This window comes from Pseudomonas sp. AC242 (assembly GCF_979258655.1).
In genome coordinates this window covers 6,436,119-6,449,659 of sequence record NZ_OZ409873.1, presented here as the reverse complement: position 1 = coordinate 6,449,659, position 13,541 = coordinate 6,436,119, and the positions used below count along the sequence as shown (strand labels likewise).

Below are 13,541 nucleotides of genomic sequence, written 5' to 3'. Positions count from 1 at the left end.
TAGGAGCTGCCGCAGGCTGCGATCTTTTGATCTTGGCCTCTAAAAAAGCAAAATCAAAAGATCGCAGCCTTCGGCAGCTCCTACAGGGGTTCGTCGCAGGGCAAAAAATGGGAGCTCAAGAGCTCCCGCTTTTCCTGAACGGATTCAGCGCGGTGGATAGTTGACCAGAATCCGCCCGACCGTCTCGCGGATGGCATTGCTGCGATCCTGCGGATTAGGCTTGCTGGCGAGCATCTGCTCATCACTGCCGCGCCACACCAGTTTGCCGTCCTTGCCGTCGAGCAGGTCGATCTGGATGGTCGCGACCTTGTAGGTGATGTTGCGCGTTTCGTTGTACATCGGTGCGCCCCAGTAGCCGTTCCACGGGCCACCCCAACCGCCGCCGTAGTTGGTTGTTACTTGCTGCTGACGATCCTCGACGATCAAGTAGGTCTGCACACTCAAGTCACCCTTGGCGCCCGCAGCCGCCGGGCGCAAGCCACGCTGATCGAGTTGGTCGGCGACTGCCTGGCGGATGCGCTGTTCGGTCAGGTCGCTTTTGATTCGCGGATCATCGGGGCGATATTGCAGGGCGGGGTCTTTCCAGCTCCAGCTGCGATAGGCGGCAAAGTCGCGGCTGGCATCGAAGTCGTGATTGACCTGGTTGGCCGCGCAGGCGGTGAGCAGCGCGGCCATGGCCAGTAGAACGAGACGGCGGAACATGGTTTTTCTCCGGTTGAAGACATGAACCTGCGGCAGCTTCTGATTGGCAGGAAGCTAACCGGGAGGATACGCCGACATGGCCTTTTCCACAGCCTCGCGGATCGAATCGGTGCGATCGATTTCGCTGCCCTTGTTCGCGGTTTCAGCACTGGCGCTCCACACCGGTTGCCCCGTGCCGGCATCGAACAGATCGACTTGCACCACCACGACTTGCTCGGAATACGTGCGTACGATCGGCACCGTGTTGTACATGCCATAACCGCGACCATATCGATCATAGCCGCCGTATCCGCCGCCGTAATAACCGTAGTCGTCCTGGACCTGACGCAAGCGGGTTTCCAAACGCAGATTGGCGCTGACCAACAAGTCGGCCGGGCGCTTGTCGTGCAGCGGGCGCAAACCGCGCTGATCGAGGGCATTGCTCACCGCCTCGGCCAGTTGCGCCGAATCGGCCCACGCCGTACCCGGCGGCAATTGCCCATTGAGCCAGGCCCAACTGCGATAGCGTCCGTAGTCACGCGGCGGCGCCGGGTACGCGCTGCGGTCGAAGGTGGCGGCGGCCTGGGGCGGTGCAGGCGGCAAGGGCCGCGATTGCGCCACGTACGGGTTGCTGCTTTGGCAGGCAGCCAACCCCAGACAGATCAGCAATAACCCGGATTGAGCTTTCATGTCGCGCTCCGATCAGATCGGCCGGCAGATCCAGTGCAAGTAGCGCCCAAGCCCGGCGAAGCTTGGGTGACGGCGGTGAGCGAGTTCCATCTCGAGCAAATCCGCGAGTTCGGCGCGGGCCTGGAACTCCACCGGCATGTAGTCGTGGAAAACGCGAATCCCGCTCTGGGTTTCGACCTGCCACAGGCCGTCGAGTTGCGTTGCCAATTCCCGTGGGTCCAGCGGTTGTTGCGGGGTCAGGCTCTGCTTTTCCCCGGCCATGCTGTTCTTGCGCATTTTCTTGAAATGGCCTTTGAGCAGGTTGCGGTAGATCAGCGCATCACGGTTGTAGAACGCCAGCGACAACCAGCCACCAGACTTGGTCAACTGATGCAGCACCGGCAGGATCGCGTGGGGTTCGGCGAGCCATTCCAGCACGGCGTGGCAGATCACCAGATCGTACGGTTCAGTAAGTTGCCCGAGCAGTTCCTGCCATGGCGCCTGAATGAACGTCGCGGTTTGCCCGGCTTCAGCGAAACGCTGGCGCGCGCCTTCGAGCATCGGTGCGGCCGGCTCGGTGAAGGTCACATCGTGACCGCGTTCAGCCAGCCACAGCGACATGTGGCCAAGGCCGCCGCCAATGTCGAGCACCCGCAACGGACGACCCGGCAATGCCTCGATAAGATCGGCCTGCAACACCGCGAGGCGAATCGCGCCTTTGGCGCCGCCATAGATTTTTTCGGCGAACCGCGTCGCCAACTGATCGAAATGCCGGTCGCTCATCAGTTGAACCGCCGTTCGCTGTCGGCGAGCTTGGCGCGCACCACTTCATTCATGTCCAACCCCAATTCGCTGCACAGCAGCAACAGATACAGCACGATATCGCCGACTTCCTGCCCGGCGTGGGCGAGTTTGTCCGCCGGCAACTGGCGCGACTGGTCTTCCGTCAGCCACTGGAAGATTTCCACCAGTTCAGACATCTCGACACTGGCCGCCATGGCCAGATTTTTCGGGCTGTGAAATTGCCGCCAGTCATTGCGGTCGCGAATGGCGTGCAGGCGTTCGGTCAGTTCAACAAGGTTCATCGGGCTCTCCTGAAGGCGTATAGCTTCGGGGGGATACCCACCAAAGGCAAGCGGCGCAGGTGATCTGATGTGGGAGCGAGCCTGCTCGCTCCCACACAGAATGGGTGCAAACCTTCTATCATGCAGGGAACTCGGCCACCTGCGTTGTGGCCCAAGGCTCAGCTCTTTCATCAGGATGCACACATGCAGGTAGAAAGCTTTTTCGAATGGCTCGGCCAGGCGCTCGGTTCGGTCATCCGCTTTATCGTCGACGGCCTCAGTGGCTTGTTCAACATTCTGAGCAATGCCGGCGGCAACTTTGTCGACGGGCTGGCCAAAACCCTGGGCATGGACACCTCGATCATCAGCATCATCGCGCTCATTGTCGGGTTGATGCTGTTGTGGTCGGCGATTCGGGCGTTCATGAATGCCTCGATCATTGCCGGGATTATCTGGTTGTTGCTGGGGTTGTGGCTATTGAGCTGGATTATTCATTGATCCTGTAAAAGCCCCCTCATATCAGGGGGCTGATCAAATACAGGATCAATCAATTCAAAGCTGGCAGCACTCAGCTCCCGGATTCTTCGGGCCTGGCTTCTACGGTGTAATGAATATCGATGTCCTCATGTGCGTGAATAACAATTGGAGCGGTGCTGGAATAGGCAAGCAGGCTGTCCCTGAGTATCAGATCGTAAGTCTTGGCATCACGACCGCATTGCAGTCGCTGTGTAGTCAGTTCATAGGGTTTATCGATCTTGTAATAACCCTCCGGAATCGCCTCCAGATCACCGAAAAACAGATTGCCCCCCATTCCGCAGTCTGTCCAAAGATTGCATTCTCCAATAACGGTGATCCTGGCCTGAATGCGTACGACCAGCGTTTGCGCGTCGTCGCGCCTCGGCAGCCAGAAAACATGTTTCCGATCAGGGGCTTTTATCCGGATATTCTCCGGGCGTTCGGAGTAGCCCCTGTCGCGCACAGTTTCCTGAGACACAGGTTCGTGGATGATGTTTCGCTCGTTTTCCATTTCGTTTCCTTACAGCCTGATCATTAGTAAACACAGGCCAATTCAATCCATTAATGTTCCGGACATGCGCCGCAGCGAAATACCCGGCGGTTTTTTTGTTCAACAACCGCTCAACCGCTAATCGCCGCGCGCTTTTTTTCAATCGCGTACGAAATATCAATATGCTCGTGCGCATGAATAACAATGGGTTGTCTGCTCGAATAATCGAACGTGTTATCCGTGAGCACTAACGACACCGTTTCTTCGTGGGTGACCGGGCATCCCTTTCTTGTCGACAGGGTAATCGGCAAATCAAGTCGAAAATATCCCAGCGACTCTTTGTGAAGTCTGCCTGGCAATGTAGTCGTCACGTTGCAATCAACGCTTCTTGTTATCTCAGCCTTGATGAGGACCTCAAAGGACGCTTCATCGCTGCGCTTTTTCAGCCAGATAATGTGCTTGCGATAGGGGGCGCTGACTATCGCGTTCTCTGCGCTTTCGAAAAAACCGGTGGAGCGAAGCGCCGTCACAACAGCGTTGACGATGCCAGAGATGATGCTTTCAGAGTGATCCATTGCGCCTTCCAGTAATTTGTTTGACTGCTTGAGGGCGATTGAACCCCGTGTGCAAATCTGGTGTGCGGTACATAGATATACGCGGCATGTTTTTGAGCTGGGCGCATAACCCGATGTGTCGTCGGGGAGCGCCATTGCCGCCCGACGCAGATTTCGGGTGCGGTAAATCCGCGGTGCATCGCTACAATGTCCGCTTCCCCAAGGAGCCTGCATGCCCACTCTGATCGCCGACTGGCGCGACCGCCCGACGCACCGCAAGGTCTGGGCACTCGCCGCGCCCATGATTCTGTCGAATATTTCCGTACCGCTGGTGGCGCTGGTCGACAGCACCGTCATCGGCCACCTGCCCCACGCCCATCAATTGGGCGCGGTGGCAGTCGGCGCCAGCCTCTACACTTTTCTCGCTTGGGCCATGGGTTTTCTGCGCATGGGCACCACCGGGTTTGCCGCACAGGCTGCCGGGCGCAGCGACGGTGCGGCATTACGGCAGATTCTGTTGCAGAGCCTGCTGCTGGCGATGGGACTGGCACTCGTGCTTGGCACGTTGGGTGTGCCGCTGAGCGGCGTCGCGCTGCACTTCATGCAACCGTCGGCGGAGCTGGATCAGCTCACTCGGGACTTTTTCCACACGCGGCTGTTCGGCTTGCCGGCGGCGCTGGCCAGTTATGCGCTGGTCGGCTGGTTCCTCGGCACGCAAAACGCCCGGGCGCCGCTGGCGATTCTGCTGAGCACCAACCTGATCAACATCGTTCTCAATTTGTGGTTCGTCATCGGCCTGGACTGGGGCGTGGTCGGTTCGGCGCGGGCCTCGGTGATCGCCGAGTGGAGCGGCGCCCTGCTCGGCCTGCTGCTGACACGCAAGGCATTGCGGGCGTATCCGGGGCACATTGTCTGGACGGCGCTGAAGGTCTGGCAGAGCTGGCGCCCGTTGCTGGCGGTCAACCGCGACATCTTCATCCGCAGCCTGGCGCTGCAATCGGTGTTTTTCATGATCACCGTGCAAGGCGCGCGACTGGGTGATTCGACGGTGGCCGCCAACGCGCTGCTGCTCAATGGCTTGCTGTTGACGGCGCATGCGCTGGACGGTCTGGCCCATGCCGTCGAAGCTTTGTGCGGACACGCCATCGGCGCCCGTGATCGCCTGGCCCTGCGTCGATCGCTGGTGGTTGCCGGCGGCTGGTCACTGATCGCCAGCCTCGCCTTCGCCACGTTGTTTCTGCTGGCCGGGCACCTGTTCATTGAGATGCAGACCGACATCCAGAGCGTGCGCGACACGGCCTTCGTCTACCTGCCCTACCTCGCCGTGCTGCCGCTGATTGCAGTCTGGAGCTACCTGCTCGACGGCTTGTTCATCGGCGCTACCCGCGCGCGGGAAATGCGCAACGGCATGTTGATCACTGTGGTGCTGTTGATGCCGTTCGCCTGGGCGTTGCAAGGTCTGGGCAATCACGGGCTGTGGATATCTTTTCTGCTGTTCATGGTGTTGCGCAGCCTGACGCTCGGCGCACAAGCCTGGTGGCTCAAACGCAACGATGGCTGGTTCAGTGGCGGCGTTCACTGAGCTGGCGTGTGGGCGATAAACCCGACCACCTGATCGAGCACCGGCGCCAGTTGCCGCAACGGTCGTGACAAGGTCGCAACCAACGTAATGTGATTGGGCCGCGAGTAATACAAGTCCTGCACAGGCACCCCTGCCTCGCGCAGTTTGCTCGCAAGCCCGCCGGTGTTGCGCGTCGGGTTGACCAGATCATCCTCGGTCGCGGCAATCAGCAGCGCGGGCGGTGCGCCGCGACTGACATGGTTGATCGGCTGCGATTGCGGCGGTGAGTCCGGCCAGAAGAACACCGGGCGCACCTCGGGATTCTTGATCGGCAGAAAGTCGTAAGGCCCGGCGAGACCGATCCAGCCGCGCAAATCCTTGGGCGACATGCCCACCGCCGCGAGCCACTCACCATCCAGCGCAAGCATCGCTGCGTTGTATCCGCCAGAGCTGTGACCCATCACATACAAGCGCTGCGGGTTGCCGGCAAACTCGCGGATATGCGCTTTGGTCCACGCCACCGCCCGCGCGCCGTCCTGCAGAAACAGTGGATAGCGCACCTGTGGATACAAACGGTAATCCGCCACCACCGTGACTATCCCCCGGGACGCCAGCGCTTCACCGACAAAGCGGTAGTCAACGCGCGAGCCACTGTTCCAGCTGCCGCCATAGAAAAACACCACCACCGGCGCGCCCGCCATCGGCTGATGCGGCACATACACATCGAGCTTCTGCCGAGGGTCGTCGCCATACGCGATGCCCATGGTTTTGTCGTAGGTGCTGTCCGGCGTCAGCGCGTTGAGCAACTGCACGGGCGAGCAACCGCTCAGCGCCAGCAGCAACACACTGCCGATCACAGCGCCCACCCCTTGCCGGAATAACCGTGTCATACGCGCCGAACCTCGCCTCAGGACTGATCGCCGCGCCACTGGCGTCGTACATGGTCAAGCCGCTGCTGTTGGGTCAAACCCACCGGCGGTGGCACCAGCACGGCACGCGGATGCAGCAAGCGTAGCCATAACCAGCCATCGAGCACGGTGCGGTCGCTGAATCCCAGCGCCAGGCCTTGTTGAACATGGGAGGACATCGTCGCGTAATCGGTTCCCAACGATTGGCACCAGCGCCAGATGTGCTGTTCCAGCAAGCAGGTTTGCAAGCGTTCGCGCTGGCGCCGGGTCAGGCTTTCTTCGATGCTCAGCGGTTCGACGGCAAGCCCCGGATTGCGCAACTGCTGCCAGCCCTGGCTGCCAATCGCGCGGTCGGCCCAAGTGCCGCCGAACCAGCGCAACTGACGGATCGGCCCGAGCCAGCGGCTCAATTCGGAGGCGTCGCAAGCGTCGAAAAAATAGCTCGCGGTCTGCCGGTTGTAATAGCTGAGCAACGCCCGATGACTCAATCCGAACGACACTGTGAGCATGCGCTGCAAATGCCTCAGCAACTGTTGCGCCGAGACCTCACTGCCCAGCAACAGCCCACGCCAGGTGTCCGGATCGCGGTGACACAACGCGGCCAATGCCGGGCAATCGCGCAACTCGATCAACACCGGGCCATGCTCGCTGACCGGTTCAAACTCGGTGCCATCGAACAGCTTGAAGCACCGCACATCGGCAAAGGCCTGGCGCAATACCAGCAAGGCCTGCGGTGCATCCGGGCCATCGAGCAACAGCCACTGCGCCATGGGCTCAAGCGCCGCGCCAGTCATGTTGTGCCGCTCTGTTCAAGGGCGGTGACCAGTCGACAACTGCACACCGGCTCTGCGCAGTGACTGAAACTGCCGCCGCCGGGGATCAGGCACAACAGCAGCAACGGCTCGCCGGACGCCAGCAGTTGCTGCAGGCCTTCACTCACCAGGCTGTCGGGCAGTGGCGGGGCATCGTCGGGCTCGGTGACGACAAGTGGCGGTTGCAGTACACCGCTGATCATCGGCTGATCCGGATCGCCCTCGAAAAAGCTCACCACCACCTCGACGCCATCGCTCAGCGCCGCCAATGGCGTTTGCGCCACGGATGGCGCGAGCGGTAGCCAACAGTGACTCGGCGCGGCGCCTTCGCCTTGATAGAGCCAATCGAATTGCACCGCCACCGGGCGCTGGCAATCAGGCTGCGGTTCGTCCACCGTCACCACCCACGCCCGTTGCAAGCTGTGCATGCGCGAGGGCGCAGTGGCTGATGCACACGGCACCTGCAACGCACCAAACAAGCGATTGGCATAAGGACGTTCGAGGGAGGGATCGGCGCGATGTTCAATGCGTGTGAGCAACCATGGGCGATTGCATTCGGCGAAAGGATGACCGGCCAATCGCAGCCAATGACCGCTGCGCAACGCCGCCAGCTCACTTTGTCCTTCGGCCTGTTGCTGGCCCGATGAGCTGGCCTGCACGGTCTCTTGCAACTGCCATTGGTGCAAGGTGCGAGAAGCGTTATGCCCATTGTCCTCGCGCTGATACCGCGCGGCACCGGCCAAGGGCAACTGCGCCGGATCATCGGCAAAAACCAGACAATGCCGGTCACGGTCGTGTTCAAAGTAATAGTGAATCCGCGCCTGCGCGCACAAGCGCTGGAGCAGTTGCAGATCGGACTCGCGGTATTGGGTGCAGAACGTCCGGGGCGCGTACTCCCCGCGTAACTCGAAGCGGCGCTGGGCACCGACGATGCCGTGCTCTCTGAGCACCTGTTCGATGATCTGCGGCACCGAACGGCCACTGAAGATTCGTTGGCTGAAGCGCAGCGCGAGGCAACCCAGTTTCGGCCCCAGACGGATCCGGCTCAACCGCAAACCCTGTCCATGATCATGCTCATGCTGGACAAGGCTCTGCAATTGCCCGTGCACACCCTCTCCCGACGGCCCGAAACAGAGGAACGCCGAACGGTAAAGCAGACCGGCGAGATCCAGGTGCGGATCGTCGATCAACACATCGATCTCGAACGCAAAGGATTCGCTGAGGGCTTCGCTACCGGTAAAGGCCAGGACTTCGAAGGGGTCGGACAGGCCCGCTACATCGAGACGAAACGACGACTCGTTGACTGGTTCGAACATGGGCGGATCTCTACAGGAGGGGCGGTCGGGGATTCTCGCCGAGAGCCATGGCCGAGTAGAGAGCTGAAGTACAACTTAGGAAATGACCTACGTGAAAAGCAGACCGGATGACTTTGCTGGCCGGGGATGCCAAGCATTTCGCGAAGATTTTGGGAGATATCCCACCGGGTCATGCGAATTTTCCACCACTTTCGGAAAAAATTCGGACAACCCGGCGAGATCGCCACCTGGCGTCAGGAGGACAGGTAGGAGGAACGGGTCAGGCCCAGACGCAAGGCATCGAGAAATTGCGTGCGCTCGCTGGCACTGATGCGGGCACTGGCGCACTTGTCGCGGTAGTGAGTCATCAGTTCTTCCGGCGACAAGTGCACGTAACGCAGCATGTCTTCGATGGTGTCGTGGGTCTCGATGCCAGCGTGGTACACGCTGCCATCGGCGTTCTGGTAGATGTTCACCGAGTCGGTGTCGCCGAACAGGTTGTGCATGTCGCCAAGGATTTCCTGATAGGCGCCGACCAGGAATACGCCCAGCAGGTAGTCTTCGCCTTCATTCAAACCGTGTACTGGCAGGCTGGTTTCGATGCTCTGCTCGTCGACGTACTGGTTGATCTTGCCGTCGGAATCGCAGGTCAGATCCTGCAACACCGCGCGGCGCAGCGGCTCTTCGTCGAGACGGTGCAGCGGGATGATCGGCAGGACCTGATCGATCGCCCAGGTGTCCGGCAGGCTCTGGAATACCGAGAAGTTGCAGATGTACTTGTCGGCCAGTTTGTCGTTGAGTTCGTCGAGCACCTGACGGTGCGAACGCTGACGCGCTTTCAGCGAGTTGTGCAGGCGACGGCAGACAGCGAAGTAGCATTGCTCGGCCAGGGCTTTTTCAGCCAGGGTCAGTTTGCCGTCGGCGTACTGCGCAGCCACATCGCTCATGTAGTGCGTGGCACGCCAGTAGGTTTCGGTGACCATTTCGATGTCGGTCGGGCCGAGCAGATCAACCAGCCACTGCACGGTTTCCGGCAGCGCTTCCTTGTTTTCGATCTGCGGGATTTCGTCGTTGTGCTTCTCGACGTCGGTGACCTGCACGACCAGCATCGCGTGGTGCGCGGTCAGCGAGCGGCCGCTCTCGGAGAAGATGTGCGGGTGCGGCAACGCCTGCGCGTCGCAGAACTCCTTGAGCATGCCGACCACGACACCGGCGTAATCGTCCATGTCGTAGTTGATCGAGCTGGCGTTGCGCGAGTGCGTGCCGTCGTAGTCGACACCGAGACCACCACCGACGTCGATGTGATCAACCGGCAGACCGAGGTTGCGCAGCTCGCCGTAGTAACGGATCGCTTCCTTGAAGCCGTGCTGGTAGTCGGCCAGGTTGGCGATCTGCGAACCCATGTGGAAGTGCAGCAGACGGATGCCCTGATCGAGACCGGCCGCGCGGAAACGCTCGACCACCGACAGCAGTTGCGCCGCCGACAGACCGAACTTGGATTTTTCGCCACCGGTGTCCGCCCACTTCGACGACGCCAGCGACGACAGACGCACGCGCAGGCCGACCTGTGGCTTGACCTTCAGCGAGGCAGCTTCTTCGATCACCAGACCGACTTCGGATTCTTTCTCGATGACGATGAACACGTTGTGACCGAGCTTCTGACCCATCAGCGCCAGACGGATGAACTCACGATCCTTGTAACCGTTGCAGACGATGGTGCCACCCTTCGGCGCCAGCGCCAGCACGGCCAGCAGCTCAGGCTTGGAGCCGGCTTCCAGGCCGATGGACACGTCCTGGGTAGCAATGATGTTCTCGATCACCGCTTCTTGCTGGTTAACCTTGATCGGGTACAGCGCGGTGTACTTGCTCTGGTATTCCAGACGCTCGATGTTGGCATCGAAGGCGCCGGTCAACTGGCGGACACGGTCTTGCAGGATGTCGGGAAAACGGACCAGCAACGGCAAAGACAAACCGCTCTTGCGCAGTTGGTCGACTTGCTCGAACAGGTCGATAGGCGAGCTGCTCGGGCCGTTCGGACGAACTTCGACGCGACCGGCGTCATTGATCGCGAAATACCCGGCCCCCCAATGGCGAATCCCGTAAACACTGCGGCTGTCCGCAACTGTCCATTGGCTGCCATCGTCTTTGCGTGTGCGTCGTACGGACATCGAAGTCCCCTATAAAGAAGTCATAGTGCGTCGCCTGATCGCAGGCCGGCGCAGTCTAAAGAATGAAAATGACGGTTCGTCAGTGCGGCGGTAGACCTCACTGACTGCGTGGAGTTTAGAAACCGGTCATGAACAGGCTCTGTGAAAACCATGGAGACGACGCCGGATCTGAAGTGTTTCAGCGCCGGATCAAGCCGCAGATGGATTTCACAGAGGCTGCTAGCCGCCGGACTTCTTCGCTTTGAAACCGTGCTTGATCAGCTCAGCCAAGAGTAGCTCGACATGATCGCCCTGGATTTCGATGATGCCGTCTTTCAACGCCCCGCCAGTGCCGCAACGTTTCTTCAACGTTGTCGCCAACTCTTTGAGCGCGTCTTCGGCCAGTGGCACGCCGGTGATGGTGGTCACCGTCTTGCCGCCACGGCCCTTGCTCTCGCGACGCACGCGGGCAATGCCGTCACCGGCCGGGATCACGGTTTGTTTGCAGATACAGGCGTCTACCGGCTTACTGCATTCCGGGCAATGACGACCTGCGTCGGTGGAAAATACCAGGCCACCAAGGGCGGCGAAGGATGCGGCTTTTTTGGCCACCGGCAATCCTCTTGGGAGGACAAAGACTGATCGCGACCTTGGGCAAGGTCATCGACCGCGAAGCCCCACTCAGGCAGGGGCAGCGCTACTGCACCGGATGCTTCAATAAAAGCAGGACGGTGCAGCTTGAAAAGGTCGCGCAGTGTAACGGCAAAAATCCCGATTGCTAAGTGCCAATCGGCGCCAATTTATGTGTTCTTTGCGACGTCGCTTTGCTGCGCCTTCAGATAGCGCTTCAAAGCGGCCAGAGAGTCCGGGCAATAAGGCTTCTGCTCGATTTCCCGCATGACCTGATCGACTGGAATAAACCGCGCTTCCAGCACTTCTTCAGGTTGCAGGTTCAACGGGCCGTCCCACACGGCAGAAAACGCCGAACACCACAGACGATTGCCGGTGTCTTCGAAGTAGAAATGGTCATGGGCCGTCAGCTCTACGCCGCTGACGCCCAATTCTTCTTCCAGCTCACGGGCCGCCGACTCGGCGTAGGTCTCGTCCGCCTGCACCATGCCGCCCGCCGCGACATCCCAGTAGCCGGGATAAATCGCCTTGCTCAAGGTGCGCCGGTGCACGCAAAGCTCACCGGCGGAATTGAACAACATGATGTAAGTGCCTCGACCAATCAGCCCACGCTCGCGCAGATCGGCACGGACGAGCGCGCCGAGCAGGTTGTCCTGCTCGTCGACCCAGGCGATCTGTTCGGCATCCGAGGCGGCGCGATGGGCCGCCTCTCTGGCGTTCTGACTCATGAATCAGCCCTGATTGAGCAGTTGACGCAAATCGATCACCGCGGCGTTGGCACGGGAAATATAGTTGGCCATGACCAGCGAGTGGTTGGCGAGGACGCCGAAGCCGCTTCCGTTAAGAATCATAGGACTCCAGACCGGTTCCTGCGAGGCTTCCAGTTCACGGATGATCTGACGCACGCTGACCGTGGCATTCTTCTTCGCCAGCACATCGGCGAAGTCGACCTCGATGGCGCGCAGCAGGTGCGACAGCGCCCAGGCCTGACCACGCGCTTCGTAGAACACGTTGTCGATCTGCATCCACGGAGTCTCGACGACTTCTTCGTCAACCTGTGGTACTTCGCCGATCGCCGGCACTTCGGTTTTCAGCGCGGTATTGAGTTTGACCCGGCCAACGCTGGCCGACAGGCGTTGCGACAGCGAACCGAGACGGGTGCCGACATCGCCCAGCCAGTTGTTCAGGTTGTCGGCGCGGGCATAGAACAGCGCGTTTTTCTGGGTTGGATCAGACAGGCGAGCCTGATAGCGGCTCAGCGAGTTGATGCCTTCCTGATATTCCGACTCACTCGACGGCAGGATCCAGCTTTTGTTGTCGAAGTTGAAACGCGGCTCGGCCTTGGCCAGATCGGCATCTTCCGCCGACTGCGATTGCGAACGGGCAAAGTCTTTACGCAGAGCCCGGGTCAGGTCACGCACCTGCACCAGAACGCCGTATTCCCAGCTTGGCGTGTTGTCCATCCACAGGCCTGGCGGGAAGCGGTCGTTGGAAATGTAGCCGCCCGGCTTGTTGAGCAAGGTGCCGGCAACGGTCTTCAGGGTTTCGACGGTGGTGTAGCCGATCACCATCTGCTTGCCTTCTTTCTCGGCCGCCACTTGCGCATTTTGCGCGACCGGAAACAGCGCCGGCTCCTGGCTCCAGTACCAGCCCAGGCCAATGGTCACCAGCAGATAGAGGCCGATCAGCGTGGCCAAAGCTCGGCTGAACAGCACCCCACCGACATAGCTGCGGGCGGCCGACTTGGGCTCGGCGGCACGTTCAGGCGCGCTGCCCGCGCGGTTTTTCCAGTCCAGCATGGCGATATCCTTTCAATCACTTGGGTTCAACGGTTCGACCACAACCATACAACAACGTGCCAAGGCCGGGCACCCGCGCGTAAAGATAAGCCGCAATTCGTATGGCCGAATGACGCTTCGACGATGACTAAGGGAATCCCCGATGCCCACGCTTCAGCCCATTGGCTTGAAAACCATCGCAAAGGTCACTCAGCGCTCGGGTAAAAGCACGACAGCGTGGTCATCCTGATCACCCTGTTTAGTCAGGGAGTGCCCGGTCTACGGGGACTTGTCAGACGCCAAGGTCAAAAACAAAACCGTCCGGTCAGAAACTGAATGGTGACGCATTGCAGATTATTGACGTACGACACTCGTGTAAGGGAAAAGAGGTGCTAGCATAGAGCCACCAGTCGATCTCAGCATGCAGCCTAACTAG

General features: G+C 60.1%; 15 protein-coding genes. 2 read left to right on the top strand and 13 right to left on the bottom strand.

What is annotated here, in order from left to right; genetic code table 11:
* Window positions 1–144: 144 nt before the first annotated feature.
* The 4 genes from ACZZ0A_RS28990 to ACZZ0A_RS28975 are packed head-to-tail and all read right to left on the bottom strand — an operon-like array spanning window position 145 to window position 2,435.
* Complete coding sequence (locus ACZZ0A_RS28990) at window positions 145–702, bottom strand: DUF4136 domain-containing protein (RefSeq protein ID WP_414893243.1); 558 nt, start codon at window positions 700–702, stop codon at window positions 145–147.
* Between the two features lie 54 nt (window positions 703–756).
* Window positions 757–1,371: a DUF4136 domain-containing protein gene (locus tag ACZZ0A_RS28985; protein ID WP_463544053.1), complete on the bottom strand. Its 615-nt coding sequence runs from the start codon at window positions 1,369–1,371 to the stop codon at window positions 757–759.
* Between the two features lie 12 nt (window positions 1,372–1,383).
* The gene (locus ACZZ0A_RS28980) at window positions 1,384–2,133 is read right to left on the bottom strand and encodes a methyltransferase (protein ID WP_007914626.1); all 750 of its coding nucleotides are present in this window, start codon (window positions 2,131–2,133) and stop codon (window positions 1,384–1,386) included.
* Window positions 2,133–2,435, bottom strand: coding sequence for a MazG-like family protein (locus ACZZ0A_RS28975; protein WP_122606447.1), 303 nt, complete (start codon window positions 2,433–2,435; stop codon window positions 2,133–2,135). The genes ACZZ0A_RS28980 and ACZZ0A_RS28975 overlap by 1 nt, the downstream gene beginning before the upstream one ends.
* 183 nt (window positions 2,436–2,618) lie before the next feature.
* Here ACZZ0A_RS28975 and ACZZ0A_RS28970 point away from each other — a divergent pair, with 183 nt between their 5' ends.
* Window positions 2,619–2,912, top strand: coding sequence for a hypothetical protein (locus tag ACZZ0A_RS28970; RefSeq protein WP_007914623.1), 294 nt, complete (start codon window positions 2,619–2,621; stop codon window positions 2,910–2,912).
* Window positions 2,913–2,982: 70 nt separating this feature from the next.
* Here ACZZ0A_RS28970 and ACZZ0A_RS28965 read toward each other — a convergent pair whose 3' ends face one another.
* A complete protein-coding gene (locus tag ACZZ0A_RS28965; protein ID WP_007914622.1) occupies window positions 2,983–3,441 on the bottom strand; it encodes an ecotin family protein in 459 nt (152 codons plus the stop codon).
* 110 nt (window positions 3,442–3,551) lie between these two features.
* A complete protein-coding gene (locus ACZZ0A_RS28960) occupies window positions 3,552–3,995 on the bottom strand; it encodes an ecotin family protein (protein ID WP_463544052.1) in 444 nt (147 codons plus the stop codon).
* Between the two features lie 211 nt (window positions 3,996–4,206).
* Between ACZZ0A_RS28960 and ACZZ0A_RS28955 the strand changes: the two genes are divergently transcribed.
* Window positions 4,207–5,556 (top strand): MATE family efflux transporter, encoded by a 1,350-nt coding sequence (locus tag ACZZ0A_RS28955; RefSeq protein ID WP_463544051.1) that lies wholly within the window; start codon window positions 4,207–4,209, stop codon window positions 5,554–5,556.
* Here the strand turns inward: ACZZ0A_RS28955 and ACZZ0A_RS28950 are convergent.
* From ACZZ0A_RS28950 to ACZZ0A_RS28920, 7 genes are all read right to left on the bottom strand, one after another.
* The gene (locus ACZZ0A_RS28950) at window positions 5,550–6,425 is read right to left on the bottom strand and encodes an alpha/beta hydrolase (protein WP_007914619.1); all 876 of its coding nucleotides are present in this window, start codon (window positions 6,423–6,425) and stop codon (window positions 5,550–5,552) included. The two genes, ACZZ0A_RS28955 and ACZZ0A_RS28950, sit on opposite strands and share 7 nt — an antisense overlap.
* Window positions 6,426–6,442: 17 nt before the next feature.
* Window positions 6,443–7,237 (bottom strand): DUF4123 domain-containing protein, encoded by a 795-nt coding sequence (locus tag ACZZ0A_RS28945; protein ID WP_007914618.1) that lies wholly within the window; start codon window positions 7,235–7,237, stop codon window positions 6,443–6,445.
* A complete protein-coding gene (locus tag ACZZ0A_RS28940) occupies window positions 7,234–8,571 on the bottom strand; it encodes a type VI secretion system Vgr family protein (RefSeq protein ID WP_007914616.1) in 1,338 nt (445 codons plus the stop codon). Before ACZZ0A_RS28940 ends, ACZZ0A_RS28945 begins: the two co-directional genes overlap by 4 nt.
* A 233-nt stretch (window positions 8,572–8,804) precedes the next feature.
* Window positions 8,805–10,718 (bottom strand): arginine decarboxylase, encoded by a 1,914-nt coding sequence (gene speA, locus ACZZ0A_RS28935; protein ID WP_007914615.1) that lies wholly within the window; start codon window positions 10,716–10,718, stop codon window positions 8,805–8,807.
* 219 nt (window positions 10,719–10,937) lie between these two features.
* Complete coding sequence (locus ACZZ0A_RS28930) at window positions 10,938–11,309, bottom strand: translation initiation factor Sui1 (RefSeq protein ID WP_007914613.1); 372 nt, start codon at window positions 11,307–11,309, stop codon at window positions 10,938–10,940.
* A gap of 188 nt (window positions 11,310–11,497) precedes the next feature.
* Window positions 11,498–12,055 carry an NUDIX hydrolase gene (locus ACZZ0A_RS28925; protein ID WP_463544050.1) on the bottom strand — a complete coding sequence of 186 codons (558 nt, stop codon included), beginning with the start codon at window positions 12,053–12,055 and terminating at the stop codon, window positions 11,498–11,500.
* A gap of 3 nt (window positions 12,056–12,058) precedes the next feature.
* Window positions 12,059–13,126 (bottom strand): DUF2333 family protein, encoded by a 1,068-nt coding sequence (locus ACZZ0A_RS28920; RefSeq protein WP_007914608.1) that lies wholly within the window; start codon window positions 13,124–13,126, stop codon window positions 12,059–12,061.
* Window positions 13,127–13,541: the final 415 nt, after the last annotated feature.